Raw genomic sequence first — 22,807 nt, 5'->3', positions numbered from 1 at the left:
CATTTCACAAGGTATCGCCCATATAGATTTGGTAGCCCAAATCAACACTGTTACCCACTATTTCGTCATCCTCTATTTTCTTTAATAGCATCTGTGCCGCAGTGCGGCCAATGTCAAACCTGGGAGTAATCACACTGGCAAGGCTTGGTATCATGCGCTTACCCATTTCCAGCCCGTGGAAACCGGCAATTGACAGGGTTTGCGGTACACAGATATTTTGCATGTGGCACCACAGTAAAGCCCCCATCGCAATGTCGTCATTGGTACAAAATACACCGTCTAAATCGGGGTATTGTGCCAGTGCATCTTGCAGCATTCGGGAGCCGAGATGAATAGATGAGATAGAGTGAGGGTTGATGCGCAGGCAAGGTAACCCGGCTTCTGCCATAGCTTCACTGTAGCCCTGAAAACGTTGTTCATCTCTGACGTCGTCTTTTGAACCAAGGTAGACAATTTTTTTCCGCTGGCGTTTTTCCAGCATAGTATTGACCATATCGTAAGCGGCCAGTTTATTGTTGAACCCCACTTCCATGTCCAGCCTGTTACCCTGGGTATCCATGACTTCAACCACGGGGATCTTTGCCGCACGCAGGAACTTGCTGGTACGTAATGTATGGTGTTTTTCACTGAGAATAATACCGTCAATATTGTAAGAGAGCAGGTTGATAACCTGTTCCTCTTCTGAATGCTGGCAGTAATTGTAATTTGCTATCAGTGTCTGGTAATTATGGCCCGATGTGACAGATTCAATCCCTGCCAGAATGTCGGAAAAGAGTTGATTTTGAAAGGAAGGAATCAGGATGCCAATGGTATAGCTCCGGGCATTAAGCAGCATTTCTGGTGCGCGGTTTGGTACGTAATTTATCTCTTCAATGATGCTGGCAATTTTTTCTCCGGTCTCCCGTGAAACTTTGTGCGGCGTACGCAGATAACGGCTGATGGTCATTTTTGTGACGCCTGCCAGCGTAGCAATATCCTGTAATGAAATGCGATGGTTTCTCATGATGTTTGGATAACACTCGCCTGCCAGTGGAATGAGCCGGGTGGCAAAAGCAGACGACCTGCTCAGGTTTTGCCCGGAATACGCGTCCTGCCACCCGTTGTCTGTATTAGTGGATAATTGCGTTAATGGCCAGAACGCCAGCCAGACCCATAAATGAAATCAGTGTTTCCATGACTGTCCAGGTTTTCAATGTTTCTGTGACACTCAGGTTAAAATAACCTTTGAATAACCAGAAGCCCGGGTCATTCACATGGGAGGCGATAACACTGCCAGCCCCGGTTGCCAGCACCATAAGCGCCGGGTCTGCATGGGTGACACCAATAATAGGTAGTACAACCCCTGCTGTCGTAATGGCGGCAACGGTTGCGGACCCCAGAGCAATACGTAGCACTGCGGCTACCGTCCAGCACATCAATAACGGCGAGAGTGTGGTGCCACTCATCAGGTCAGCGATATATTTCCCCACACCGCTATCTACCAGAACCTGCTTAAATGCGCCACCGCCAGCAATTATGAATACAATCATTGCGATAGCACCAATGGAATCGCCAGTGATGTTCATCACCTGTTCCAGAGACCGGCCATTGCGCAAACCCAGGGTAAAGACAGCAATCACAATTGCGATAAAGAGCGCGACGGCTGGGTTACCAATGAATTCGAAGAATACACGGACGGGGTGTTCTTTGGGCAGTGTTATCTCACAAATAGCGGCTATTGCCATCAGTACCACAGGGATAATGGCGGCAAAAATACTGTTCCAAAAGCCCGGCATCTCTTCTTCAGTGAACAGATGTGGGTTGAACAACCCTTCAGGCGGTGTTTTTTCATATTTGGTGAGAAAGCGCGAAAATATAGGGCCTGCGACTATTACAGTTGGAATAGTGATGATAATACCGTACAGCAATGTTGTACCCAGGTTGGCATTATAGATGGCAGCAATAGCCGTTGGGCCTGGATGTGGTGGTAAGAAACAATGCGTGACGGACAGCGCCGTAACCATTGGTACGCCGACATACAGCAACGGCAAACGTGATGCGGCAACAACGGTAAATACCAGTGGCAATAAAAGAACAAAGCCAACTTCGAAAAACATGGCCAGCCCAACCACTAAACCGGTGATAACCAGCGCCCATTGAACGCGTTCGCGGCCAAATGAGTGAATGAGTGTTGTGGCAATGCGTTGTGCTGCGCCCGTATCGGAAATCAGGCGCCCCAACATTGCGCCAAACCCTAAAATCATGGCCAGACCACCAAGGGTTCCGCCAATGCCGGATTGAATAGAATGAATAACGTCATGGGCTGGCATTCCTTCTGCAAAGCCCACGACGGTCGCAACAAGTATCAGGGCAATAAAGCCGTTGATTTTAAAACCAATCATAAGCAATAACAGCAACGCTACGCCTATGGCGATAATAATCAGTGGCATGATGTTTTATCTCTTTTATGGTTAATCGGGCGGTGGGTAAAACCGCCCGCATATATAGGGAAAGGGTTAATAAGTAAAATCAGACTGCGACCAGCATGCCGCCATCGACAAACAATAGATGGCCGTTTACAAAGTCAGACGCTTTAGCTGACAGGAACACAGCAGCACCAATTAATTCTTCAGGGTCACCCCAACGTGCGGCCGGTGTGCGTTTACATAACCAGTCAGTGAATGCCTGGTCATCAACCAGCGCTTTGGTCATTTCAGTTTTGAAGTAACCAGGAGCAATACCATTGACCTGAATGTTGTAGCGGGCCAGTTCTACGCACATGCCGCGAGTAAGCATTTTTACTGCGCCTTTGGATGCCGCGTAGGGGGTGATGGTGTCCCGGCCTAATTCACTTTGCATAGAACAGATGTTGATAACTTTGCCTGCTTTGCGCTCCATCATGTGGCGAGTGACTGCCTGAGAAACCAAAAAAACAGCAGTCTGGTTGACGGCGATAACCTCATTCCACTCTTGTTCCGGAAATTCGGTAAATGGGTGGCGGCGCTGGATCCCGGCATTATTAATCAGTACATCAATGGGGCCAATATCTTGTTCAATCTGGCTGACGGCTTTATCAATATCTGCTTTATTGGTGACATTAAAAGCCACCGCTTTTGCCACATAACCGGCCTGAGTCAGTTTATTGGCTGCGGCTTCTGCTCGTTCCTGAGTAATATCATTAACGATAATTTGCGCACCATATTTCGCCAGACCATTTGCCAGTAAGAAACCAATTCCCTGGGCTGAACCGGTAATAAGAATACGTTTTCCCTGAAGAGAAAATAAATCGTTCATTATGTAATGTCCTGTATTGGTATTAAAAAACAAGTTGGACTTTCGCTGCTCTGGTTTTATCGCCGGCAAATTTAAGTGCATTTTCCAGATCAGTAAATGGATATTCCGCAGACAGCAGCGGGAGTGGATTGATAGTATTATTGCTCAGCCAGTTGACGGCGGTGGAAAATTCAGTGGTGAAACGGAATGATCCTTTCAGAACCAGTTCTTTGGCAATAATATTCATTAGCGGGAAATCAGGAATATTGCCGCCCATACCAACTTGTACCAGCACGCCGCGAGCACGGGTAACTGCAATACAGCGTTGTACCGATGCTGCATTACCTGAAACTTCAAAGGCGATATCGAAATAGCCTTTCTCTTCTTCCCAGGCAGTAAAATCACCGTTTTTGGCATCCACAGTTTGTGTTGCGCCCATCTCTTGCGCCAGTTGGCGTGAGCGTTCACTGATGTCGGCGCACACCACTTCAGCAGCGCCAAGGGTGCGAACCGCTGCGGCAATCAGACATCCTATTGGCCCCACACCAGAGATGAACACACGTTTACCTTCTAACTCCCCCGCCTGGTGAGCGGCATGAATAGCGACAGCCAGGGGTTCCGCGAAGGCGACTATTTTGTCATCAGCGTGCTCGGCATAGGGCACACACTGTGCAGTATCAACCACTTTATATTGTGTGAACCCGCCATCAACATGAGGAAAATACATTGCACTACCGAAAAATCGCATGGTGGTACACTGATTTTCCTCGTGATTAAGACAATATTTACATTGTCCACAAGGGCGCGATGGATTAATGGCAACGCGCTGTCCTTTTTGTAAGTCAGGTGAGTCTGTTGCTACCACACGGCCAATAACTTCATGACCAAGAATCATAGGTTGTTTAACCTGAAAATTACCTACTTTACCTTCCTGGTAATAATGAAGGTCAGACCCGCAAATACCACCACGCACTATTTCTACTAAAGTTTCCTGGTTATTCCAGATAACATTTTGCTGAATAACTGACACGTCTTCTTTGCCTGAAACAACACAGGACCTGGTCGTAATTTCCATGATGTGCATTCTCTGATTGGTTTTGACACAAATCATTAAAACGCACTTTTTTGATGTTTATTTGTGACCGTTGTCACATTGTATGGCTGTTACAAAACAATGTTACGCATAACGTGATGAAGCCATAAATTCTGAAACGTGGCTGAAAAAAGGGTGTATGACATTACCATTGGTGAGTTAGTATTCTGGCAATTCAATCGCTGGGAGTCGAATAATGGCGGGGAAAAGTATTATTTTAATGGGCGTTTCTGGTAGTGGTAAATCATTGGTGGGAACAAAACTGGCACAGCAGTTACCCGCAAAGTTTATTGATGGTGATGATCTTCATCCGCGAAATAATATTGATAAAATGTCTCGTGGTGAATCACTAAATGATGATGACCGTTTTCCCTGGTTAGCAAGGTTAAATGATGTTTCTTATAGCCTTTATAAGAAAAATGAAGTGGGAATTATTGTCTGTTCATCATTAAAAAGAATTTACCGCGATAAATTACGTGAAGGCAGCCCTAATATTATATTCCTGTGGTTAAAGGGTGATTATGAAACAATTTACTCTCGTATGGCTGACAGGGCGGGGCACTTTATGCCGGTGACATTATTGCAAAGCCAGTTTGCCACACTGGAGGAGCCTCAGGCGGATGAGACAGATGTGTTTGCTGTAGATGTGAATGCCACTGTTGAAGAGGTTACTGCGCGTTGTATCGCTGTGCTACAGAGCCTGAATCCAGAGTGAATTACGGCCTGCGGTGGAGCAGGCCGGAAGGTTTACTGGCCCGACTGGAGTAGTAATGCTTCGCGCTCCGCTTGTGGCACCATGCCGCCACTTGTAGCCCAAAGAATATGGGTGGCACCAGCCAGTTGTTGCGCGCTGAAGGATTTGGCACTTTCAGCCGCAGTCACCCATGGGCCAGAAATACTTGCCGCAGCTGAAGGTTCGAGAAAAATATTTTCATGGCGCCAGACATCGCCCAACAGGGAAAGCAACGTTTCGTCAGACTGAGTGTAATACCCTGAAATCAGGCGTGCCATCGTTTTACCGACAAAACCAGACGCCCGGCCAACAGCAAGTCCATCAGCAACGGTATGGTTATCAAGGCCAATATCCTGAACACTTATCTGGTCATGCAGGCCGCTATACACGCCAAGGAACATACAGGGTGAGTGTGTTGGCTCAGCAAAAAAACAGTGCACATTATCGCCAAACGCCAGTTTCAGCCCAAAGCTGATTCCACCCGGTGCACCACCCACACCACATGGCAGGTAGACAAATAGCGGGTGTTCATGGTCGACAATAATACCTTGTTCATCACACTGTTTTTTGAGGCGCTCGCCAGCTACGGCGTACCCCAGAAACAGAGTACGTGAATGTTCATCATCAACAAACAATGTATTTTCATGGTGTTTGGCCGCTTCCCGGCCATGGCTGACGGCCACACTGTAATCATCCTGATATTCAATGACATTAGCACCACATTCCCGCAGTAGTGCTTTCTTCCATGCTTTTGCATCGGCAGACATATGCACAGTGACACGAAATCCCAGTTTTTTCCCCATCAGACCAATAGACAGCCCGAGGTTTCCTGTGGAGCCGACGGCAATTTCGTAATCGCTGAAGCACTGGCGGGCCACATCGCTGTCCAGTTTGCTGTAATCGTCATGAGGGTTGAGTAACCCGGTACGAAAAGCCAGGTGTTCAGCCCAGGTGAGCACTTCATAAATACCTCCCCGGGCTTTTACCGACCCGGCAACAGGCAAATGGCTGTCCTTTTTTAGCATTACCCGGCCGGGCACCGCGTGACCATATTTCTGGTTCAGGGCTGCCTTGAGAGCGGGTATGTCAACCAGTTCCGATTCAATCATACCCTCGGCAGCCGCTGTCTCCGGGAAGAGCTGTTTCAGGCAGGGAGCAAAACGTGTCAGACGTTGCTCTGCGCTCTGTACATCCCTGCGGGTCAGCCCACTATAGCGCAGCCCTTCTTCGGCGGAGGTGATATCCGGGTTGCACCAAACCGTTTCTTTCATTGCAACCAGGTCATCCAGTAAAGGGCGGGTTTCACGTAGCATTGCAATCGTTGTTGTCATGACTGTGTCCTTATTGCTCAAGGATAAAAGGAGCATAGCAGTTATCCTCTTACTTTTTCACATTGCAGGTGTATATGCGTGCACAGTTCTCCGGGTCGCAGGCAAAAAATCCATTAAGTACCGGATATTATCAGAGATGAATATTGTTTTTTTATGAAGCCGTTGTAAGTGGCGCAAATACAATTTTAAACCATACTCAATTAAAAGCCATGGTAAGAAAAAATAACTTTGTATGGGGAATGATTCTTCATTCTCTCTATTTGGCTTAAGTAATGCTTTCAGGCAAAACGATGATGACAACACAGCACAATAATTATGAGCAACACATTGTTTCATTTGGTGATTCCAGTCAGCTATTACTTGATAGTGGCTGGGCGATGGCTGAGTTTGATTTGTCCGGTAATGTTATTTCAGCAAATCAACAGTTTGCTAATTTAATGGGTTTCTCTCATGCTGAAGAAATGGCGAATATTAACCATTCGCAATTTGTATTAAGTCATGGTTACGGTGATGTTTTCTGGCAGGATGTGCTGGCCGGGAATATTACCTGTGGCGAATTTAAACGTTGCCATCATGATGATTGTGTTGTGTGGCTACATGCATCTTATTCACCCGTACTGAATAAAAATAATGAATTACAAAGTATTTTGATGATGGCAATGGACATTACTCAAGAAAAATTGATGTATGTGGAATATCATGCTCGTTTGCAGGCGCTCGATAGTGCTCAGGGTGTGATTGAATTTGATAAAAACGGTTTCATTCTGTGTGCCAATGACAATTACCTGGCGATGACGGGGTACACTGAGCGTGAGTTGGTGGGGCGCCATCATGCTTTTTTGTGTGCCAAAGATGAAGTATCTGCCAGCGGATACAAGCGTTTCTGGAAAGCGTTGCGCAGTGGTGAAGGCTGGAAAGGGCGATTTAAACGAATCCGTAAGAACGGCCAGCCATTATGGATCCAGGCCAATTATAACCCTATCTTTGATTCTGAAGGCCGCTTGTGCCGCATAGTGAAGTATGCTCATGACATTACTGAGCATGTAGCGAATGAAAAGAAAATGGTTCAGCAACGTGCATTACTGGATATTTTACTGGATGCACAGAACCGTTTTTTGCACGATCACGACCTGGCTTCGGCTTGTGACCATGTTTTCACGCCATTACTGAATATGACCCAGTGTGAATTCGGCTTTATTGGTATTGTGCAGGATACCGAAGGAGGGCTGTCTTTACATATTCCGGCTATTTCAAATATATCGTGGAATGACTCTGTTACTCAGTGGTTTGATGAGCAGATGCGGGCGAATAACGCGCTGATTTTTCACCGGCTGGATAACATGTTTGGCCAAGTTATTACGCACAACAAAATTATATGTGTGAACGATGTGCCAGCATTTCCGGGAAAACGCCGTTTTCCTCCGGGCCATCCTCCTTTGCATAATTTCCTGGGTATTCCCATTGTGTTTAATCAGCAGCCTGTAGGTATGATAGCCCTGGCGAACAGGCCACAAGGGATGGATGACGATCTGGTCGCACAACTGAAACCGATAGTCACCACCCTGGGAACACTCATTCGGGCCCGCAGTCTCGAAGACAAACGTTCGGAAATGGAAGACCGGTTACGCTTCAACGCCACCCACGACGGGTTGACCCGGTTACCAAATCGTATTGCTTTTTTTGAATCATTACATGCTTTGCCTGATCTCAACTTACCTTCACAAGGGATGTCCAGGCATTGCCTGGCGCTGGTTGATGTGGACTTCTTCAAGCGGATTAATGATAAATATGGCCACCTGGCGGGCGATGCTTTATTGCAGGAACTGGCACGCTTACTGGAGACGCATACCCGGGGCACGGATCTGGTGGCCCGGCTGGGTGGCGAGGAGTTTATTGTGTTATTGCGGGATGTGACGACGCGGGATGCCTGCCTGGCAATGGAGCGGCTACGGGCAGCAATTGCAGCTTATTCCTTTGACTGGGAAGCAGTTTCTGTCTCATTTACGGTAAGTATTGGTGTGGCACCCTGGCAGCCAGAGTTTGCCTCAATGGATGACTGGGTACAACGGGCAGATACCAACCTTTATCAGGCGAAATCTGCCGGGCGTAACCAGGTTTGTGGGCCGTAACATCGGGGGCAGATAACAAGGGCTCAGGGCCCTTGCTGAGCCTGTTCAGGATAACGGGACAATTTCCACGCTTATCAGACCAACCCCTAATTTACGCGGCGAGTGCCCGAGGATATTGTCCATATTGGATTCCTGCGGTGCTGGCGGTGTAATGGTCAGCGTACTGCTGTTGCCCGGGTTATCAAAGCGCAATGTTGTTGTGACTGGGGTATCACCGACAGTCAGAACCTGTTCCTGGTCACCTACACGCACTGGAATTGGCTGGTTGATATTGGGGCCATAGGCTTTGGCCTTAATCACCACATCAAAGTGCGCTGGCAAGGGCCGTGTATATTCAATTTTCACTTCAGGAGAGATATTGGCATTAGACCAGCGCCCCCATGCTTCCGGGCGGGAAATTCCGGTGAAGCTTTTCACTTCTTCCGGTGCCCCGGCTACATTGAAAATGAAACTGTCTGCTTTGTAGCGGATGTCATTATCGACAATTTTTAGCTTATCGATATTTTGCCGGTAACGCGCCATATCAATGACAGTGTCAGGGAAATGAGCCTTGCCTTGCCAGGCCTGAGTGTTGACTGCCTGAACCTGTTGTTGGCCCCCCAACTGCCCTTGCGCCACGCACAAATCGCTGGAAAGCGCGAGTTCTGGCGACCACAGGCGCGCCATTTTGTAGCAGGTATCAACCCAAATAAAGTTATCCCGGGGCGCGAAGTCTGCCAGTTGGTAGCGCAATGGAGCGGAATATTCACTCTCTGGCAATGGCTCGATTTTTTTGTCGGACACGCGTAACAGTAACGGCAGGCGGAAGGTGCTGCCGGAGAAACTGATTGTGTTTTTGCCTTTATCAATATTGAAGGTGTCAATATGCGTTGGGAAATTCCACAAGCGAATCACGTCTGGCTTCCAGGCGAGGATTTTGTCCTTCATATTCAAAAAGAGCGAAGAGAGCGACTGCCCGGACAGGCTGCTGCGCCCTAAGCCGAGGTAGTTATCTCCACCCAGAATATCCAGCACGGTTGCGCCGTTATCCATGGGGTTACGTTTCACGGAAACCAGCTGTTGCGTAGGTTTGTCTCCACGAATGATGAAGAACAGATTTTCCCTGTCTTGTTTATTGAGATAGGGCCATGCGGTATTTTTCATTGCCAGATGATCCGAAGACACCACGATGACAGTGTTCTTAAACCAGGGCGATGCTTTGATTTTTTCAATTAACGCGGCGATATGCTGTTGGCTGCAGGTGACAGCGCTGAACGACTGATTTGCCTTACCGTCTATTTTATAACTGCGGCGTGTACAGGAACGGGAAATAAACCCATCCGGGTGGTGAGTATCCACTGTCAGAGTAAACAAAGCGAAGCGTTTATTTTGGCTGGATAGCGTGACAAACTGCTGCCACACTTCATCCAGTACGGTGTCGTCGTAGTAACCCCAGTCATTTTTATACGCCGGATCACTGACTCTCTGCTTGAGTTCTTCCGAACCGTAGAGGTAGTCGAAACCGTGAGATTTGAGGAATACATCTTTCCCGGCAAAACGTAGATTGGCGCCCTGCATAAAATAGTTTTCGTAGCCAGAATTCTTCAGAATGTCGCCAAGGCAAATGTTTTGTGGGAAAAAAGTGGACATCGAGGCCGATGAATTACCTTCAAATGGCGCAAAAAGGGGAATGCCACACTGTGACGCCACCATACCTGCGATGGTGTAGTCCATGCCCGGTAGCTGACCGGTTTTGCTGAAATCAATGGCATCCTGCTTGAGTGCGCCAAGTTCAGGCGTCAGGCCGGGAAATGCCTCGTTATCAAAGTAAGTGCGCTCAAGGCTTTCCCCATAGATGTACACCAAATTCAGATGAGGGGAAGGAATCGCTTTGTTGGGTTCTTTATAGTAAACAGCAAAATCCGGGTCACCCTGACGGGATTGGGATTTCACCAGTTCAGACAGCTGGCGAAATGCCGGGCTGGCATCAACAGAGGCCAGCGCCAGAATTAACGCCAGCAAGCTGTAGCCACGGTGATGTGGTGCGTATTTACGGCGGCGTAACAACCAGGACAACCCGAAAAAAAGGCCCACCAGAAGCGCAACAAGAGCGATACCCGGCAGGATATATTTGTGTATGCCTGCACCTGTGAGGCTACTGGTGAGAGTGTACAGCACGGCATCGTTGATCCCTTCGCCAGTAAAATAATTGCTGGCATAAAGCACGATATTCAGCAAAACAAAGACAATAAGTACCACAATCGTAGAGATAAACCACCAGGTGTGGCGGCCAGCCTTCCACGTATAAACAACGATAGATGCGACAAACAGAAAAAACGAGATAACTTCTGACACTACGGGTTCCTCATCTGAATACCCGGGGGCTCTTCAGGCGAGCGACTATCCTGGGCAGCCTAATCTAGCCTGAGTTAATACGCCGTGCAATTTTTCTGCAACAAAAATGTGCTGCAGTAAGAGGTTTTTTTAATGTGTATGTGGGTATGTCATCAAACAGAGAAACTTCGGACTTCCCTTAGTGATTTAGCCAGGAAAGTTTATTGTGGTGTGGCGCTTTATTCTGGACTTATCCCCTGAAACAGGTTTTTTTTTAGTGTTTAATCTGGATTAGTGCGGTTTTGTCTGATCTTCTTTAGCAAGATATCATGTTAAAACATAATGATTTTCAGACTTTCCTCAGGATAATCTGAAAGGTCTCCATGCTACATTACTGCAACTTTATTGGGGATATTTTCCCTTTATTCCGCACAGCAATCGTGGATACCTTTATGTGGTTATATATTATTAGTCTTGCGGGACTGTTTGCTTTCGTAATGTTTTGTTTTTTCAAACATTATCGTGAAGTCAGTAAACGTATGCTGGATACAGATCGTGTGCGGCATCGTGTAAAACGGCGTTGATAGTTGAACAGCGCGTTGCATTTGAGAAAAAAAGCGCAGATTTCTGCGCTTTTTCTTTGTGCACAGAAAACCCCCAGCTAGGCTGGGGGTTCAGTAAAGCTTTCAGCTTTGGGCCAGTTATAAAAACCCCTTTTGATTTGTTAAAACAGGTTGCGGTCTGGCAACTGCAAACGTTCAACAAGAAATCAAAAGGGGGGTCCCAGTGAGGGACGAAAAGAGCTTAGCGCACACGCGATGGAACTGTAAATATCATATAGTTTTCGCGCCGAAGTACCGAAGACAGGTGTTCTACGGGGAAAAACGGCGAGTAATTGGCAGTATTTTAAGAAAGCTGTGTGAATGGAAAAACGTGAATATTCTGGAAGCGGAATGCTGTGTGGATCATATCCATATGCTTCTGGAAATCCCACCCAAGATGAGTGTCTCGGGATTTATGGGATACCTGAAAGGAAAAAGCAGCCTGATGCTTTATGAGCAGTTTGGGGATTTGAAGTTCAAATACCGAAACAGGGAGTTTTGGTGCCGAGGGTATTACGTTGATACGGTAGGGAAAAATACGGCCAGGATACAAGAATACATAAAGCACCAGTTTGCAGAGGATAAAATGGGGGAACAGCTGTCAATCCCTTATCCGGGCAGCCCGTTCACGGGCAGTAAGTAATCGTTAGATGCAAATGTCAGATCGCGATGCGCCTGTTAGGGCGCGGCTGGTAACAGAGCCTTACAGGCGCATATGAAAAACCTCCGGCTATGCCGGAGGATATTTTTTTTTTATACAGTAAGTTAAGATATGAAACTGGCTCCCTGCTTCAGTACCAAATCACAGGCTTTGGCTTTCACCTTTTTACCCAGTTCTGAATTACCCAGTGAATCAAGGTTAATTTGTTGACCCTCTTTGCTGTTCAGCAGGCCAGCTAACCCTTGTTGGTAATCCTGTGAGGTGCTGCTACTCTGGTTTTCCAGCCCAAGCTTATTAAGTAACTGATTTTTTACGTTATCTGCGGAGGTTGCATTCACCAGTTTTTGTTTCATGCAATACTGCAGTATTCCCGCCGCATTGTTCATATTTCCCGCACTCAGGGAATTACTGCTGCTCAGCAGGCTGGTCAGTGAAGAGGTGTTGCTATTGTTCGCACTGCCAGTGCTGCTGCCCATTAATTGCTCTGCTGAGCTGGAGAGTTGCTGCAGATTTACGGCGCTGGCTGTTGCCGATACCAGCCCAAAGGCTAGCGCAAGAGAAAGACGTACAGGTTGGTTAACGCTCATAAGAAAATCCATCAGGGAAGCCAATCATTGTGGCTCTAGTATAAACCTGATTTCGGGCAGTGCTGCTGCCTGCCCAATAATTCGGATTTTAGTACTCTTTTCCGGTAACCCGGCTGCGGTGACTGTCCCAGTTGAAAATGACCCACAGGCTGTTGCCCAGCCGCATACGATCCATTACCCGCTCGCCCAATAGCTGGTTCATCTCGTTAATATTCAAATTGGTAAGCATGCCTGTTGGCCTCTTGGAAGAAGAGCGCCGGTCAACAATCTGGTTAATAATGACTTTTTCGTAACGGGATTCTGTCTGGACACCAATTTCATCAATGACCAGTAAGTCCACTCTGCTCAGGTCTTCTATCAGGCGCTCTTCTGTGGTTTCAGCCCCTTCACTGAAGGTGCCTTTCATCGCCGACATGATATCTGCCACGGTTATAATCAGTACAGATTTCCCATGTAATAACAATGCGTTGCAAATGGCTGCAGCCAGGTGGTTTTTCCCGGTGCCGGGTTTGCCTGAAAAGACAAAGCTGGCAATGTTTCCTTCGAATTCATCGGCATACTTACGTGCACGCGCCAGTGCCAGAGCCTGGCCTTCACACTCGACAAGATAATTATCAAACGAGCAATTAATATGCAATTCACGAATGCCTGAGCGCTTGAAGGTGCGTTGCATTTTCATCGCCTGGTTTTCCCGTGCGAGCGCCAGCGAGCGCTGTCGGCCTTGTTCAAGTTGCCACTGGTGCCACTCCTGGGGTGTGGTAAACGCGGGGCGAACGCCATCAGGAATATGGCGCCGGACACGGGATAGCAGGTCGGTTGCTTTTTTTACCATCATTACCCCCGGAAACCGTCAGGAATGCTTTCGTCCGGACGTGATATTTGCGAAATGTCCCGCCGTGCTGTGTTGCCGTTGGCCTGACGGCTGATTTGCAGATGGCGCGCCAGTTTTTGTTGCCACTGAATATGATGGAATACTTTGCCTTCCGCCTGCCAGTATGCTGTGAATGCCGCCAGTTCCTCTGCCGCCACGGGTGTGGCTAATATAATGCCCCACAATGCAGCCTGGCGGAGAAAATCGGCATCCGGCGCCCAGCCTGAATACATAGCAAATTTCCCCAGGGGAACCGGGCCGGTGAGTAAAGGGGCGTCACTGAAAAGTGAGTCATCCAGAGTAATATCTGCCTGGGGGACGGGTTGCTGTTGTGCCGCTTCAATAGCTAACAGTGCAGCAAGCCTTTGCGGTGTCAGTGCATAGAATGCCGGGCGGTTGTTATGGAAAACAGCAATAGCACCGTTTTCCGCCTGCTTCAGAGCAGAAAGCGGGTCATCATTAAATTGATCAAGACCAATAACATCCGGGGTAAGCGTTCTGGAAGACATAACACCATCTCAAAGCTGAATTTGACTGCGCCCTTTCAGGCAAAAAAGAACGGGAACATACCAGCAGATAGTAGCATAACCTGTGGGACAGATTGAAAGGAAAGCATTGAATCAGTGTGACGAGAAAAACAGATAGCGCCAGACCGCACAAGCGGCCTGGCTGCCGTGGTAACAACACTTAGTTAATGATATTCAGCGTCACATCAATGTTACCGCGGGTGGCATTGGAATACGGGCAGACGATATGAGCGGCATCAACCAGTTTTTTGGCTTCAGCACTGTCCATGCCGGGCAGGTGGATATTCAGCGTAGCTTCAATGCCAAAGCCGTCAGGAATCGGGCCTATGCCCACTTCACCTTCAATAAAGGCCTCTTTTGGCAGAGCGATTTTATCGCGGCCAGCAACGAATTTCATCGCGCCTAAAAAGCATGCCGAGTAACCAGCGGCAAAAAGTTGTTCGGGGTTGGTAACTTCACCACCGGCTCCGCCCATTTCTTTTGGCACACCGAGTTTGACATCCAGTACTCCATCAGATGAAACAGCGCGGCCGTCACGGCCCCCGGTGGCTTTTGCTTTTGCCCGGTAAACCACTTGTTCTAAAGACATGTTTACTCCTTTGTATATTTCGCTATTAAGTCGTAAGCGACTTATCTGGCGGTGATAAAAGTGACTGAAACGATGCCGTCGATAGCTCCCGAATCTCTGGGCTGCAGGGCACAATGTTGATTGCCTGCGCGCGACAGTTCAGCCTTGCTCTGTCGATAATTTAAATAGTGCACTATTTAATTGCAAGTTATTTTTTATTTCACCTAAGCTCTATCAATCCTGGCACAACTTTGTGATTTGTGGTGAAAACCCGCCGCCGGTTAAACCCGTGGGCGTTTGCGATACAACCATAAGCCAGGCAGGGATAAACCAATAGATAGCGCACCGACAATAAATGCGGCTTTCAGAAAATTGGTCACCAGCATTATCATCAGTGGTTGTGTGTAGCCAAAGTGGCTCAGTTTTACTGCGGATATCATGGCGGTATAGGCATAAATACCTGGAAACATGGGTATGACAGCCGCAACAGTGAAAACTTTGGGATGAGCCAGGTACCAGCGCGACCACTGAATTCCAATGCAGCCGACCAGAATGGATGCGAGAAATGTGCTCCACTCAATGTTGCCACCAAAGTGCATCAGAATAAACCGGGCTCCGTGACCAATGGCTCCCAACAAAGCACAGTAAGGCAATGCTCTGAGTGGCACGTTGAATACCATGGCAAAACCGACTGCCGGAATAGAGGCCAGCGCCATATCCTGCAGCAGACTCAATAAGAACGTCATTATGCCCATCCGCGTAACCCCCACAGTGCCAGTGCCGTGACCACACCAATGCAGGTTGCCAGGGTAAGCAGGCTTGCCATAGCCCAGCGAGCAAGACCGGTATTGATATGGCCTTTGAACATATCAGCAACGGCATTAATCAATGGAAAACCCGGCACTAATAGTAAAACACTGGCCGCCATGGCAATGGTGGACGTGTTGCGAAACAAAGGAGTGGAAAGCAATAACCCGGATAGCGTTGTTGCAACAAACGCGGTGATACAAAAGTTAATCTGAGGGTGGAAATGGCGGTGAGTGAGCACCTGGCGAACAAACATAGCAACGCTACTGGCAAGGAAAGCGATAAAAGCGCCATCCCAACCACCATTATTCAGTTTACAAAAGCACCCACAAGAGAGCCCCACCATTAGCACGACCAGCCAGCGGGGATAACGCAAAGGGCGGATATGAGCAAAACGGCGCCTGACGTCTTTATCATCCAATAGTTTGTGTTCAGCCATAATGACAATGTGCTGTACCTGGGTAACGACATGCATATTGATCCCGCGGTCAATATTTTTGCGCGTGGAGGTCAGACAATGATCATCAACGATAGTGGTCAGAACAATGGCATTAGCTGAAATAGCGCTTTCCACGCTATCCATTCCGAGGGCTTTGCCCAGACGCCCGGAGAGTTCTTCCACCAGTGCGCTTTCTGCGCCGTGCTGAAGCAGAAAGAGTGCGCACTGAATACACAGCCGGGTTACTTCACGCTGTTTAACCGCTATTGCTTCCATTTTCAGACCTGCTAAAACCAAAAGTAGAGATAAAAGCGCGGCTACCAATGCGCACGCGAGGTGCCGGAGATTTTGTGCAGAACGGCTACCCGCACAAACTGCCGGGTGTATGACCTGTTTTAAGATGTACAGGCACTGTTAGTGAGAAGGTTTCTCCGTTCAACACTTATTCAATTTAAGATATTTACCTGCAATGGGAAACCGTCTGGTGAACATTTTGCTGATGATGGCAGAGTAAAAGTTACACGGGAAAGTGTGCCCGGGCAGTGGAGGTGATTTATGTCCTGAATGTGTGTTTTCTTTAACGTTGTATTAATGATTTTTTTACTTTTTGACTTTTCCAGCCAGGAATATTCCATCAAAACTTTTTTACTGTGGTCTATTAATTATTTGCTTAAATGTGCCGTGTTATAATTGTAAAGCACCCTGGTTGTATTCATCTTGCTGCATATTGCGTAGTGTTTAGGTTTTATTCATGTGTGGCGTGGGATTATAGGCATAATGTTCATCTGAACAGGTTCTGTATTTAAATATAGTTCTGGTTTTTTAAAGTTATGTCTTTTCTATTCAACTTATCCAGGTCTGTACTCCGTGTCATGCGGTTTTCTGGTGCCCATCGTTATCATGATGATGTGGGTTTTTTCTAGTTAATTGATTTTTAAAAATTAATGTCATTTTAAATGCCAGAGTTGCATAGGGCTCTGTAAGTCATCAGAAACGACGCAGGGTATAGATTTCAGATATCAACAGGAGAAAAATATGACAGCAGGAAGCTATAAAGACGGTGTGATTATTAGTCGTTCAGCAATAATCGCAGCCGGGATTGAAACGTTGATTTTAAGAAATTTCGATAATATTAATCTGAATGTTTTTGATGAAAAACTCGATGGTCAGGTTAGTATAACCACTAATAACGATATCATTTTTTATGATCTTTCCGATGAAAGACAAAGTGATAATGTTTATTATCACTATTTGGAAAGTGTTCATAGTGGGCAAAGATGCCAGTGGGTAATGTTGATCTCTGCAGATGAGCAACAATATGAAAAATGGCATGGCTTACCCAATATCCATTTGATTCCTTTACTGGTTCCTGAATCTGAACTGGTAGATTTGTTGCATCCACTTCTGGATTGTATGTATTCCTCTGGGGAAACAGATGTAGACACTGACGCGTGCGGCAACCTCCGGGCAACCAGGGGGCAATATAAACTGACAGCGTCGGAAAAACGTGTTTTGCGCTTGCTTGGGCGTGGGCTTGGAGTGAACCAGGTGGCGAATGTGCTGCAAAAAAGCAATAAAACGATCAGCGCGCAGAAACGGAGTGCCTTGCGTCGTTTATCGCTGCGAAGCAATGCTGATATGTATGCATGGATTAACAGTGAAGCCGGAAAAGTAGAGCTCTCTACTGAGTTTTGAGGCATGGCAACCAGTCTGTCGTCGCATTTCTGCAAATGGGCCTTTGTGGCCCATTTGTGTTTTCCCGCAAACCAGTGTCTGTTTGTATAACCGGTTAATGGCAGGCACCTTACTCTGGTAATCTGCACGGGTTCAGCAGGGTGTGCCCCAGAGGCAAGCGCAACTACAACCAGTCTGTCGCGGCTTACTGACACTTATGCAAGTGTGCAGTCACCGCATTGTTGCACGCCCGGCAGGCGGTTACGCTGGCAGCATGTGCGCCGTACCCACTGACCTTCCCGTTCCAGCATGGTGCGAAAAAGTGGGTTAGCACGCCCGGTGCGTAATTGCGCTGAGCAGAAGCAGTGGTGATGCAGTGTATTGAGCTCTTCCTGGGAGTGGAATTTGCTCATTTCATTAAGAAACCAGTTAACAATGTAACCCAGGTTGCTCCAGACAAGCTTGCCGTTGATATGGCCGGTTGCTTCCAGGGCGGAGACCACAGGAGTGATCCCGGTTTCTATCAGGTCTTCTATGCGGGCAATGGCATCCTGTGGTGCACTGTGTTGTGCTGGCTGAACATTCAGCCAGAATTTTTCTGCCCGGCCTGTTTCATGAAAACGCACACGGACCCGTTCTGGTGAGAGGTCAAGAGAGCATGGCATGGTCAGTTGCGCCAGCATCAGAGGGGGAACCAGTAGCCCGGTGTACCATTGAGCCCATAGAGAAAGCAGGGGCTTATTCTGCTGTTTTTTCTCGGGCGTATCACGGTAACAATGGCTGGCGTAGCGTTCCAGTAAGGCGGCCAGTTCCGCTGGCTGCGACCACTCAGCCAGCGTCAGGGTGCCTGAGGGCGTAGAGGTGCCCGGGAAAATAAAATCATTAAACCATGGACTATAGCGCGTAAAGGTTATCTTTACTTTGTCAGACAGGGTGCGGGGGAATAAGCGGGGAACTGTTTCCCATTTTTCTGCTGGTTCGCGAAACGCAAGATAAGCCATAGTGGTTAGTAATGTAAATATTAATGATAATAATTACCAATACTAACCACGATATTGAACACATACAAGCGTTGCTACCCGGGTATCAGGCTACACTCCAGGTATCGAAGGACAGAATACTGTTGCGCCCCTGATTTTTTGCACTGTAAAGCGCCTGGTCTGCCTGGCTCAGGGCTGTTTCCATATCATTATTTTTGACCTGCGCGGTACCAATGCTGATTGTTACATTGGTTGCGACACTTTCATTAAACATATGTGGAATAGAGAGATCATAAACCCGCTGGCGAATGCGTTCCGCCGTTTCGCTGGCTTGCTGCGGCGTTGTATTGACCAGTAAGACCATAAACTCTTCACCACCATAGCGACCAACAATGTCTCTGGAACGAACGGCATCGCGAATGGCCGCAGAAACACGCGTCAATGCCTGGTCGCCCATCATGTGCCCGTAATGGTCGTTATAAGCTTTGAAATGGTCAATATCCAACAGTAATAATGTATGTACAGACGAGGGATCCGCTAAGGCGTTTTCTGTCCGGTTCTCAAAACCCCGCCGATTATACAGCCCGGTGAGAGGGTCTATCATACTGAGATCGATTAACGTTTCTTTTTCTGCTTCCAGAGTGTTAAGCAGGCTCAGAATAAACCGGTCGTTACGCTGTTTAATTATCTGGTGAATGGCGATGCCAATGGTTGGTAATGCGAAAGCAAACAACACCGGCACCCAGTATTCCCAGTTGGAAAGAAACAGAATGGTTAGTGTGGTAGGCAGACAATGCAGCAGGAAACTGATTAAGTTATTGATAAACGCAATTGCCCCAATAAACAGAACCGCCAGCAATGTGACCATAAACCATGAAAGGTCTGTGGTCTGTAAAGCATGTTGTGCCAGTACGGCATTCCAGGCCCAAAAAATACCGAATATCAGTGAGATGATATTTATATGGACACGTAAATTTTTATTTTTAACATTTGTGATAAGCAGAAAAGTACTGCCAATGAAAATCATTGCAACAGGAGTACGCACAATAATATGCGCTTTGTTGGCTAACGGGTTGAGCATGCAATAAATTGAGCTCAGCGCGTTCAGGAGCAAAAACAGGCGTAATGAAAGTCGATATTTTTCTTTCATCAGGCCTTGCCATGATGGTGTTGTCATAAAAATTAGTGATAAGAATAAAATATATAGCAATATCAAAGATATTACATGGCTTCACGTCCAGACCTTATCTAAAGGCTTAAACCGTGGGCGTTCAGCCAGAACGAGGTCGGATGAGTGTTATGCGTAATCGCTCAATTTATCATCTTAAGAATAATCTGTCACCCTGGCCTTATTTGTCATTTTGATAACGCTGTGTCCCGGTTCCTGGAATTCAAGATTTAATTGAAAATGATAACCATTAGCATATGATACTTGTTATCAATTTGCTGCCTGTAGTGGGGAAGTGATGTGCAAGTATCTTGAAGGGGGATGGGGAGTAATACTGGGAAGCGGGGTGATTCTTGGCCTCGCGTTTATTGACCTGCCATTTTCGTTATGGAGAGTGTTAACTGCGGTGGCGTTATTAATCACGGCCGCCATGTTGTGGCACCCCCGGCTGCGGCATTTTATTTTACTCTCTTCTGCGATGGCGCTGGGGAGCGGTGCTGTATTGTTGCTAAAAGCTATGCTGGCATGGCCAGTTTTCCCCTGAGCACAAGTTATGCAGTATCGCCGCCGGTAATGCGCTTTGATATAGAGAAACGGAGAGATAAAGGCAAACAGACAATAATGACACAAGACGACAGGGAAAATTCAGAGAACTGGTGCGAGGGGAGGGACTTGAACCCTCACGTCCGAAAGGACACTAACACCTGAAGCTAGCGCGTCTACCAATTCCGCCACCTTCGCACAGTAAGAGATATATCGTTTTCGCATTGGTGCGAGGGGAGGGACTTGAACCCTCACGTCCGTAAGAACACTAACACCTGAAGCTAGCGCGTCTACCAATTCCGCCACCTTCGCGCAGTGCGAACGATATCAGTGATTATTGGTGCGAGGGGAGGGACTTGAACCCTCACGTCCGAAAGGACACTAACACCTGAAGCTAGCGCGTCTACCAATTCCGCCACCTTCGCATACCATCAACACATGAAAGTGTTGTAACCACGGAGGCGCATTCTAGTGGTTTTCTGCTATTCGTCAACTGTTAATTACATGCCGTTTTTCTGAATGGTGTAAAAAACGGCATCAGGAAACACCCCACACTTTGCGTTATTTTTTACCAGGACGTCGCAGTATGGCGCTATAGACTTTAAAACGCCCGGTTTGAGCAATGACTTCATGGCTGCCAAAGGTTTCATCCAACACCTTTGGATAAGGAAGAAAAGCGTTGGCGACGATGCGTAACTCCCCACCAATATTCAGGTGACGCGCCGCACCGCGGATTAACTGCTGGGCCGCGTCCAGACTGGTCTGGATCCCATCATGAAACGGTGGGTTTGAGATTATCATGTCAAACCGGCCCTGGATGTCACTAAATACATTACTGGCCAGAACCTGGCCTTCTACTTCATTAGCCTGCAGCGTGGCTTTAGTGGCTTCAATCGCCGCAGCGCTGACATCGCATAATGTCAGACGCACTTTAGGCGAGTGTGCCGCCAGTGATGCGGCCAGTACACCAGCACCACAACCGACATCCAGCACTTTGCCTTTGGTGTGCGGTGTGAAGGTGGACAGGAGCAGTTGACTGCCAGAGTCCAGACCGTCACGGCTAAAAACGCCCGGGAGTGTTTTTACCGTAACACCGTCGGCCTGGTATTCACCCCACCAGGCGTCAGGAGAGAATGTGGGGTATTTTTCAAGTTGACCATGGTAAAGACCACAACGGCGTGCGCTGTCAACTTTGGTTAATGGGCTAAATGCTTCAATCATTTGTTCTGCGCTACGGATCCCACTACGGTTTTCACCCACAACAAAAATATGGCTGCCAATGGGGAGCAGAGCCAGCAGGTTCATTAACTGGTAATGTGCCTCAGGCTTGTTTTTCGGCCAGTAATAAATCAGCGTATCGCAGCCAGCAACCTGTTCGGCCTCTGCATACATACCCCAACTAGCCTGTTCACCCATTTGCGCATGTAGCTGTTGCCAGTGATGATATTGTTGAGTAAATACTCTGGCTGAGGCGCAGGGGAGTTGTGCGGGCAACATGTCTTGCAGGTCACCTGCAAATAAAATATGGCTGTCCTGAAAATCATCACTGTTGCGCAGCAGTACTTCACTGGCAGGGGTATACGCTGACATTAATTGTCTCCTTAATATTCTGAGGCGTGATTATAGTGGTTTGTTGGCGCAGATTCGACGGATTTGCTATATTTGCGCCCTTCTGACGAGAAACAAGGCTACACATGACATCCCGACGAGACTGGCAATTGCAGCAACTGGGCATCACCCAATGGGTGCTACGTCGCCCGGGCGTGTTGCAAGGTGAGGTTGCTATCACAGTGCCGTCTGCGGTGCGGCTATTGATAGTCGCCCGGCCATTACCTGAATTACACAACCCTTTTATTCAGGATGTTCTGCGTAGTTTGCAACTCTCAGCAGAGCAGGTCATGTTGTTATCCCCTGAACGGGTTGGCATGTTACCGTCTGGCAGCCGCTGCCATACCTGGTGGCTGGGGGCCTCATGCACTGTGGCGTTACCCGGGGTAAATCTGTCTTCGCCCGGGCTGGATGAACTTTATCAGGACCACCAGGCGCGCCAGGCGCTGTGGAAACAAATTTGCCAACATGAACACGATCTCTTCCCTGACGCAGGCTGATCTCGCCGCTGCCTGGGCGATTGAACAACGCAGCCATGCTTTCCCATGGAGTGAAAAAACGCTTATCAGCAACCAGGGTGAGCGTTACCGCAATTATGGCTTATGGGTGGATAGTCAGTTGGTGGCGTTTGCCATCACCCAGGTCGTGCTGGATGAGGCGACCTTGTTCAATATTGCCGTTGATCCTGCCTGGCAACGTAAAGGGCTGGGGCGAGAGCTGCTTGATTATTTAATAGCGGTGCTGGAACAGTCTGATGTTTTAACATTGTGGCTGGAAGTCCGTGAATCGAACCAGGGCGCCCGCGCCTTATATGAGCGATTAGGGTTTAACGAAGTCACCGTGCGCCGTAATTACTATCCGTGCGCAACCGGGCGTGAGGATGCCATTGTCATGGCTCTGCCGCTGGGGTGAGTAAAAACG

22 protein-coding genes and 3 tRNA genes are annotated in these 22,807 nt (G+C 47.8%); 7 read left to right on the top strand and 18 right to left on the bottom strand.

What is annotated here, in order from left to right; translation table 11 throughout:
* Nucleotides 1-4 precede the first annotated feature (4 nt).
* From MPHASIOC01_RS23680 to idnD, 4 genes are all read right to left on the bottom strand, one after another.
* Nucleotides 5-1,003: a LacI family DNA-binding transcriptional regulator gene (locus MPHASIOC01_RS23680; protein ID WP_064598604.1), complete on the bottom strand. Its 999-nt coding sequence runs from the start codon at nucleotides 1,001-1,003 to the stop codon at nucleotides 5-7.
* Between the two features lie 106 nt (nucleotides 1,004-1,109).
* On the bottom strand, nucleotides 1,110-2,429 hold the full coding sequence (locus MPHASIOC01_RS23675) for a gluconate:H+ symporter (RefSeq protein ID WP_353613410.1): 1,320 nt from the start codon (nucleotides 2,427-2,429) through the stop codon (nucleotides 1,110-1,112).
* Between the two features lie 79 nt (nucleotides 2,430-2,508).
* Nucleotides 2,509-3,273, bottom strand: coding sequence for a gluconate 5-dehydrogenase (idnO, locus tag MPHASIOC01_RS23670; RefSeq protein WP_064598608.1), 765 nt, complete (start codon nucleotides 3,271-3,273; stop codon nucleotides 2,509-2,511).
* Between the two features lie 22 nt (nucleotides 3,274-3,295).
* On the bottom strand, nucleotides 3,296-4,327 hold the full coding sequence (gene idnD, locus MPHASIOC01_RS23665; RefSeq protein WP_353613409.1) for an L-idonate 5-dehydrogenase: 1,032 nt from the start codon (nucleotides 4,325-4,327) through the stop codon (nucleotides 3,296-3,298).
* A 214-nt stretch (nucleotides 4,328-4,541) separates the two neighbouring features.
* Between idnD and MPHASIOC01_RS23660 the strand changes: the two genes are divergently transcribed.
* Nucleotides 4,542-5,060 carry a gluconokinase gene (locus tag MPHASIOC01_RS23660; protein WP_064598614.1) on the top strand — a complete coding sequence of 173 codons (519 nt, stop codon included), beginning with the start codon at nucleotides 4,542-4,544 and terminating at the stop codon, nucleotides 5,058-5,060.
* A gap of 32 nt (nucleotides 5,061-5,092) precedes the next feature.
* On the opposite strand, the gene MPHASIOC01_RS23655 is transcribed toward MPHASIOC01_RS23660, so the two are convergent.
* Nucleotides 5,093-6,409, bottom strand: coding sequence for a D-serine ammonia-lyase (locus MPHASIOC01_RS23655; RefSeq protein WP_353613408.1), 1,317 nt, complete (start codon nucleotides 6,407-6,409; stop codon nucleotides 5,093-5,095).
* Between the two features lie 290 nt (nucleotides 6,410-6,699).
* Here MPHASIOC01_RS23655 and MPHASIOC01_RS23650 point away from each other — a divergent pair, with 290 nt between their 5' ends.
* Nucleotides 6,700-8,538 (top strand): diguanylate cyclase, encoded by a 1,839-nt coding sequence (locus tag MPHASIOC01_RS23650; protein ID WP_197499280.1) that lies wholly within the window; start codon nucleotides 6,700-6,702, stop codon nucleotides 8,536-8,538.
* Between the two features lie 45 nt (nucleotides 8,539-8,583).
* Here MPHASIOC01_RS23650 and opgB read toward each other — a convergent pair whose 3' ends face one another.
* Nucleotides 8,584-10,872 (bottom strand): phosphatidylglycerol--membrane-oligosaccharide glycerophosphotransferase, encoded by a 2,289-nt coding sequence (opgB, locus tag MPHASIOC01_RS23645; RefSeq protein WP_353613407.1) that lies wholly within the window; start codon nucleotides 10,870-10,872, stop codon nucleotides 8,584-8,586.
* A gap of 765 nt (nucleotides 10,873-11,637) precedes the next feature.
* Here opgB and tnpA point away from each other — a divergent pair.
* The gene (tnpA, locus tag MPHASIOC01_RS23640; protein ID WP_353613406.1) at nucleotides 11,638-12,096 is read left to right on the top strand and encodes an IS200/IS605 family transposase; all 459 of its coding nucleotides are present in this window, start codon (nucleotides 11,638-11,640) and stop codon (nucleotides 12,094-12,096) included.
* Nucleotides 12,097-12,218: 122 nt separating this feature from the next.
* Here the strand turns inward: tnpA and MPHASIOC01_RS23635 are convergent, their stop codons facing one another.
* The 6 genes from MPHASIOC01_RS23635 to MPHASIOC01_RS23610 all read right to left on the bottom strand — a co-directional run bounded on the left by MPHASIOC01_RS23635 (nucleotide 12,219) and on the right by MPHASIOC01_RS23610 (nucleotide 16,189).
* Complete coding sequence (locus tag MPHASIOC01_RS23635; protein WP_353613405.1) at nucleotides 12,219-12,701, bottom strand: DUF2501 domain-containing protein; 483 nt, start codon at nucleotides 12,699-12,701, stop codon at nucleotides 12,219-12,221.
* A gap of 88 nt (nucleotides 12,702-12,789) precedes the next feature.
* A complete protein-coding gene (gene dnaC / locus MPHASIOC01_RS23630) occupies nucleotides 12,790-13,533 on the bottom strand; it encodes a DNA replication protein DnaC (protein ID WP_369936274.1) in 744 nt (247 codons plus the stop codon).
* A gap of 2 nt (nucleotides 13,534-13,535) precedes the next feature.
* Nucleotides 13,536-14,081 (bottom strand): primosomal protein DnaT, encoded by a 546-nt coding sequence (gene dnaT / locus MPHASIOC01_RS23625; protein WP_353613404.1) that lies wholly within the window; start codon nucleotides 14,079-14,081, stop codon nucleotides 13,536-13,538.
* 178 nt (nucleotides 14,082-14,259) lie between these two features.
* Nucleotides 14,260-14,688, bottom strand: a complete 429-nt coding sequence (locus tag MPHASIOC01_RS23620; protein ID WP_064598630.1) for an organic hydroperoxide resistance protein — start codon at nucleotides 14,686-14,688, stop codon at nucleotides 14,260-14,262.
* A 260-nt stretch (nucleotides 14,689-14,948) separates the two neighbouring features.
* Nucleotides 14,949-15,422, bottom strand: a complete 474-nt coding sequence (locus MPHASIOC01_RS23615; RefSeq protein WP_064598633.1) for a threonine/serine exporter — start codon at nucleotides 15,420-15,422, stop codon at nucleotides 14,949-14,951.
* Entirely contained in the window at nucleotides 15,413-16,189 is a 777-nt protein-coding gene (locus MPHASIOC01_RS23610) for a threonine/serine exporter ThrE family protein (RefSeq protein WP_064598636.1), read from the bottom strand. The genes MPHASIOC01_RS23615 and MPHASIOC01_RS23610 overlap by 10 nt, the downstream gene beginning before the upstream one ends.
* 759 nt (nucleotides 16,190-16,948) lie before the next feature.
* Between MPHASIOC01_RS23610 and MPHASIOC01_RS23605 the strand changes: the two genes are divergently transcribed.
* Nucleotides 16,949-17,608 carry a helix-turn-helix transcriptional regulator gene (locus MPHASIOC01_RS23605; RefSeq protein ID WP_064598639.1) on the top strand — a complete coding sequence of 220 codons (660 nt, stop codon included), beginning with the start codon at nucleotides 16,949-16,951 and terminating at the stop codon, nucleotides 17,606-17,608.
* 194 nt (nucleotides 17,609-17,802) lie between these two features.
* Here the strand turns inward: MPHASIOC01_RS23605 and fhuF are convergent, their stop codons facing one another.
* Together fhuF and MPHASIOC01_RS23595 are read right to left on the bottom strand one after the other, a co-directional pair.
* On the bottom strand, nucleotides 17,803-18,588 hold the full coding sequence (fhuF, locus tag MPHASIOC01_RS23600) for a siderophore-iron reductase FhuF (protein WP_353613403.1): 786 nt from the start codon (nucleotides 18,586-18,588) through the stop codon (nucleotides 17,803-17,805).
* Nucleotides 18,589-18,673: 85 nt separating this feature from the next.
* On the bottom strand, nucleotides 18,674-19,744 hold the full coding sequence (locus MPHASIOC01_RS23595; RefSeq protein ID WP_353613402.1) for a diguanylate cyclase: 1,071 nt from the start codon (nucleotides 19,742-19,744) through the stop codon (nucleotides 18,674-18,676).
* Nucleotides 19,745-20,033: 289 nt separating this feature from the next.
* Between MPHASIOC01_RS23595 and MPHASIOC01_RS23590 the strand changes: the two genes are divergently transcribed.
* Entirely contained in the window at nucleotides 20,034-20,279 is a 246-nt protein-coding gene (locus tag MPHASIOC01_RS23590; protein ID WP_231889199.1) for a DUF1435 family protein, read from the top strand.
* Between the two features lie 110 nt (nucleotides 20,280-20,389).
* Here the strand turns inward: MPHASIOC01_RS23590 and MPHASIOC01_RS23585 are convergent.
* The 4 genes from MPHASIOC01_RS23585 to rsmC form a co-directional block, all read right to left on the bottom strand.
* Nucleotides 20,390-20,476: transfer RNA gene (locus MPHASIOC01_RS23585), tRNA-Leu, on the bottom strand.
* A 27-nt stretch (nucleotides 20,477-20,503) separates the two neighbouring features.
* Nucleotides 20,504-20,590 (bottom strand) — tRNA-Leu (locus MPHASIOC01_RS23580).
* 26 nt (nucleotides 20,591-20,616) lie between these two features.
* Nucleotides 20,617-20,703 (bottom strand) — tRNA-Leu (locus MPHASIOC01_RS23575).
* 136 nt (nucleotides 20,704-20,839) lie between these two features.
* Nucleotides 20,840-21,868 carry a 16S rRNA (guanine(1207)-N(2))-methyltransferase RsmC gene (gene rsmC, locus MPHASIOC01_RS23570; protein WP_064598645.1) on the bottom strand — a complete coding sequence of 343 codons (1,029 nt, stop codon included), beginning with the start codon at nucleotides 21,866-21,868 and terminating at the stop codon, nucleotides 20,840-20,842.
* A 104-nt stretch (nucleotides 21,869-21,972) separates the two neighbouring features.
* Between rsmC and MPHASIOC01_RS23565 the strand changes: the two genes are divergently transcribed.
* Together MPHASIOC01_RS23565 and rimI are read left to right on the top strand one after the other, a co-directional pair.
* Nucleotides 21,973-22,386 (top strand): DNA polymerase III subunit psi, encoded by a 414-nt coding sequence (locus MPHASIOC01_RS23565; RefSeq protein ID WP_064598647.1) that lies wholly within the window; start codon nucleotides 21,973-21,975, stop codon nucleotides 22,384-22,386.
* Complete coding sequence (rimI, locus tag MPHASIOC01_RS23560; protein ID WP_353613401.1) at nucleotides 22,355-22,798, top strand: ribosomal protein S18-alanine N-acetyltransferase; 444 nt, start codon at nucleotides 22,355-22,357, stop codon at nucleotides 22,796-22,798. The genes MPHASIOC01_RS23565 and rimI overlap by 32 nt, the downstream gene beginning before the upstream one ends.
* The last annotated feature ends 9 nt before the right edge of the window (nucleotides 22,799-22,807 follow it).

Source organism: Mangrovibacter phragmitis (assembly GCF_040429585.1).
Taxonomy (GTDB): Bacteria; Pseudomonadota; Gammaproteobacteria; order Enterobacterales; family Enterobacteriaceae; genus Mangrovibacter; species Mangrovibacter phragmitis.
Note: the sequence above shows the minus strand (reverse complement) of the source record. Positions and strands in the feature narration are given on the sequence as shown.

Coding starts and splice junctions, on each gene's coding strand:
- MPHASIOC01_RS23680 (WP_064598604.1), bottom strand. CDS start 1,003: ATGAGAAACCATCGCATTTCATTACAGGATATTGCTACGCTGGCAGGC.
- MPHASIOC01_RS23675 (WP_353613410.1), bottom strand. CDS start 2,429: ATGCCACTGATTATTATCGCCATAGGCGTAGCGTTGCTGTTATTGCTT.
- idnO (WP_064598608.1), bottom strand. CDS start 3,273: ATGAACGATTTATTTTCTCTTCAGGGAAAACGTATTCTTATTACCGGT.
- idnD (WP_353613409.1), bottom strand. CDS start 4,327: ATGGAAATTACGACCAGGTCCTGTGTTGTTTCAGGCAAAGAAGACGTG.
- MPHASIOC01_RS23660 (WP_064598614.1), top strand. CDS start 4,542: ATGGCGGGGAAAAGTATTATTTTAATGGGCGTTTCTGGTAGTGGTAAA.
- MPHASIOC01_RS23655 (WP_353613408.1), bottom strand. CDS start 6,409: ATGACAACAACGATTGCAATGCTACGTGAAACCCGCCCTTTACTGGAT.
- MPHASIOC01_RS23650 (WP_197499280.1), top strand. CDS start 6,700: ATGATGACAACACAGCACAATAATTATGAGCAACACATTGTTTCATTT.
- MPHASIOC01_RS23635 (WP_353613405.1), bottom strand. CDS start 12,701: ATGAGCGTTAACCAACCTGTACGTCTTTCTCTTGCGCTAGCCTTTGGG.
- dnaC (WP_369936274.1), bottom strand. CDS start 13,533: ATGGTAAAAAAAGCAACCGACCTGCTATCCCGTGTCCGGCGCCATATT.
- dnaT (WP_353613404.1), bottom strand. CDS start 14,081: ATGTCTTCCAGAACGCTTACCCCGGATGTTATTGGTCTTGATCAATTT.
- MPHASIOC01_RS23620 (WP_064598630.1), bottom strand. CDS start 14,688: ATGTCTTTAGAACAAGTGGTTTACCGGGCAAAAGCAAAAGCCACCGGG.
- MPHASIOC01_RS23615 (WP_064598633.1), bottom strand. CDS start 15,422: ATGGGCATAATGACGTTCTTATTGAGTCTGCTGCAGGATATGGCGCTG.
- MPHASIOC01_RS23610 (WP_064598636.1), bottom strand. CDS start 16,189: ATGGAAGCAATAGCGGTTAAACAGCGTGAAGTAACCCGGCTGTGTATT.
- MPHASIOC01_RS23605 (WP_064598639.1), top strand. CDS start 16,949: ATGACAGCAGGAAGCTATAAAGACGGTGTGATTATTAGTCGTTCAGCA.
- fhuF (WP_353613403.1), bottom strand. CDS start 18,588: ATGGCTTATCTTGCGTTTCGCGAACCAGCAGAAAAATGGGAAACAGTT.
- MPHASIOC01_RS23595 (WP_353613402.1), bottom strand. CDS start 19,744: ATGACAACACCATCATGGCAAGGCCTGATGAAAGAAAAATATCGACTT.
- MPHASIOC01_RS23590 (WP_231889199.1), top strand. CDS start 20,034: ATGTGCAAGTATCTTGAAGGGGGATGGGGAGTAATACTGGGAAGCGGG.
- rsmC (WP_064598645.1), bottom strand. CDS start 21,868: ATGTCAGCGTATACCCCTGCCAGTGAAGTACTGCTGCGCAACAGTGAT.
- MPHASIOC01_RS23565 (WP_064598647.1), top strand. CDS start 21,973: ATGACATCCCGACGAGACTGGCAATTGCAGCAACTGGGCATCACCCAA.
- rimI (WP_353613401.1), top strand. CDS start 22,355: ATGAACACGATCTCTTCCCTGACGCAGGCTGATCTCGCCGCTGCCTGG.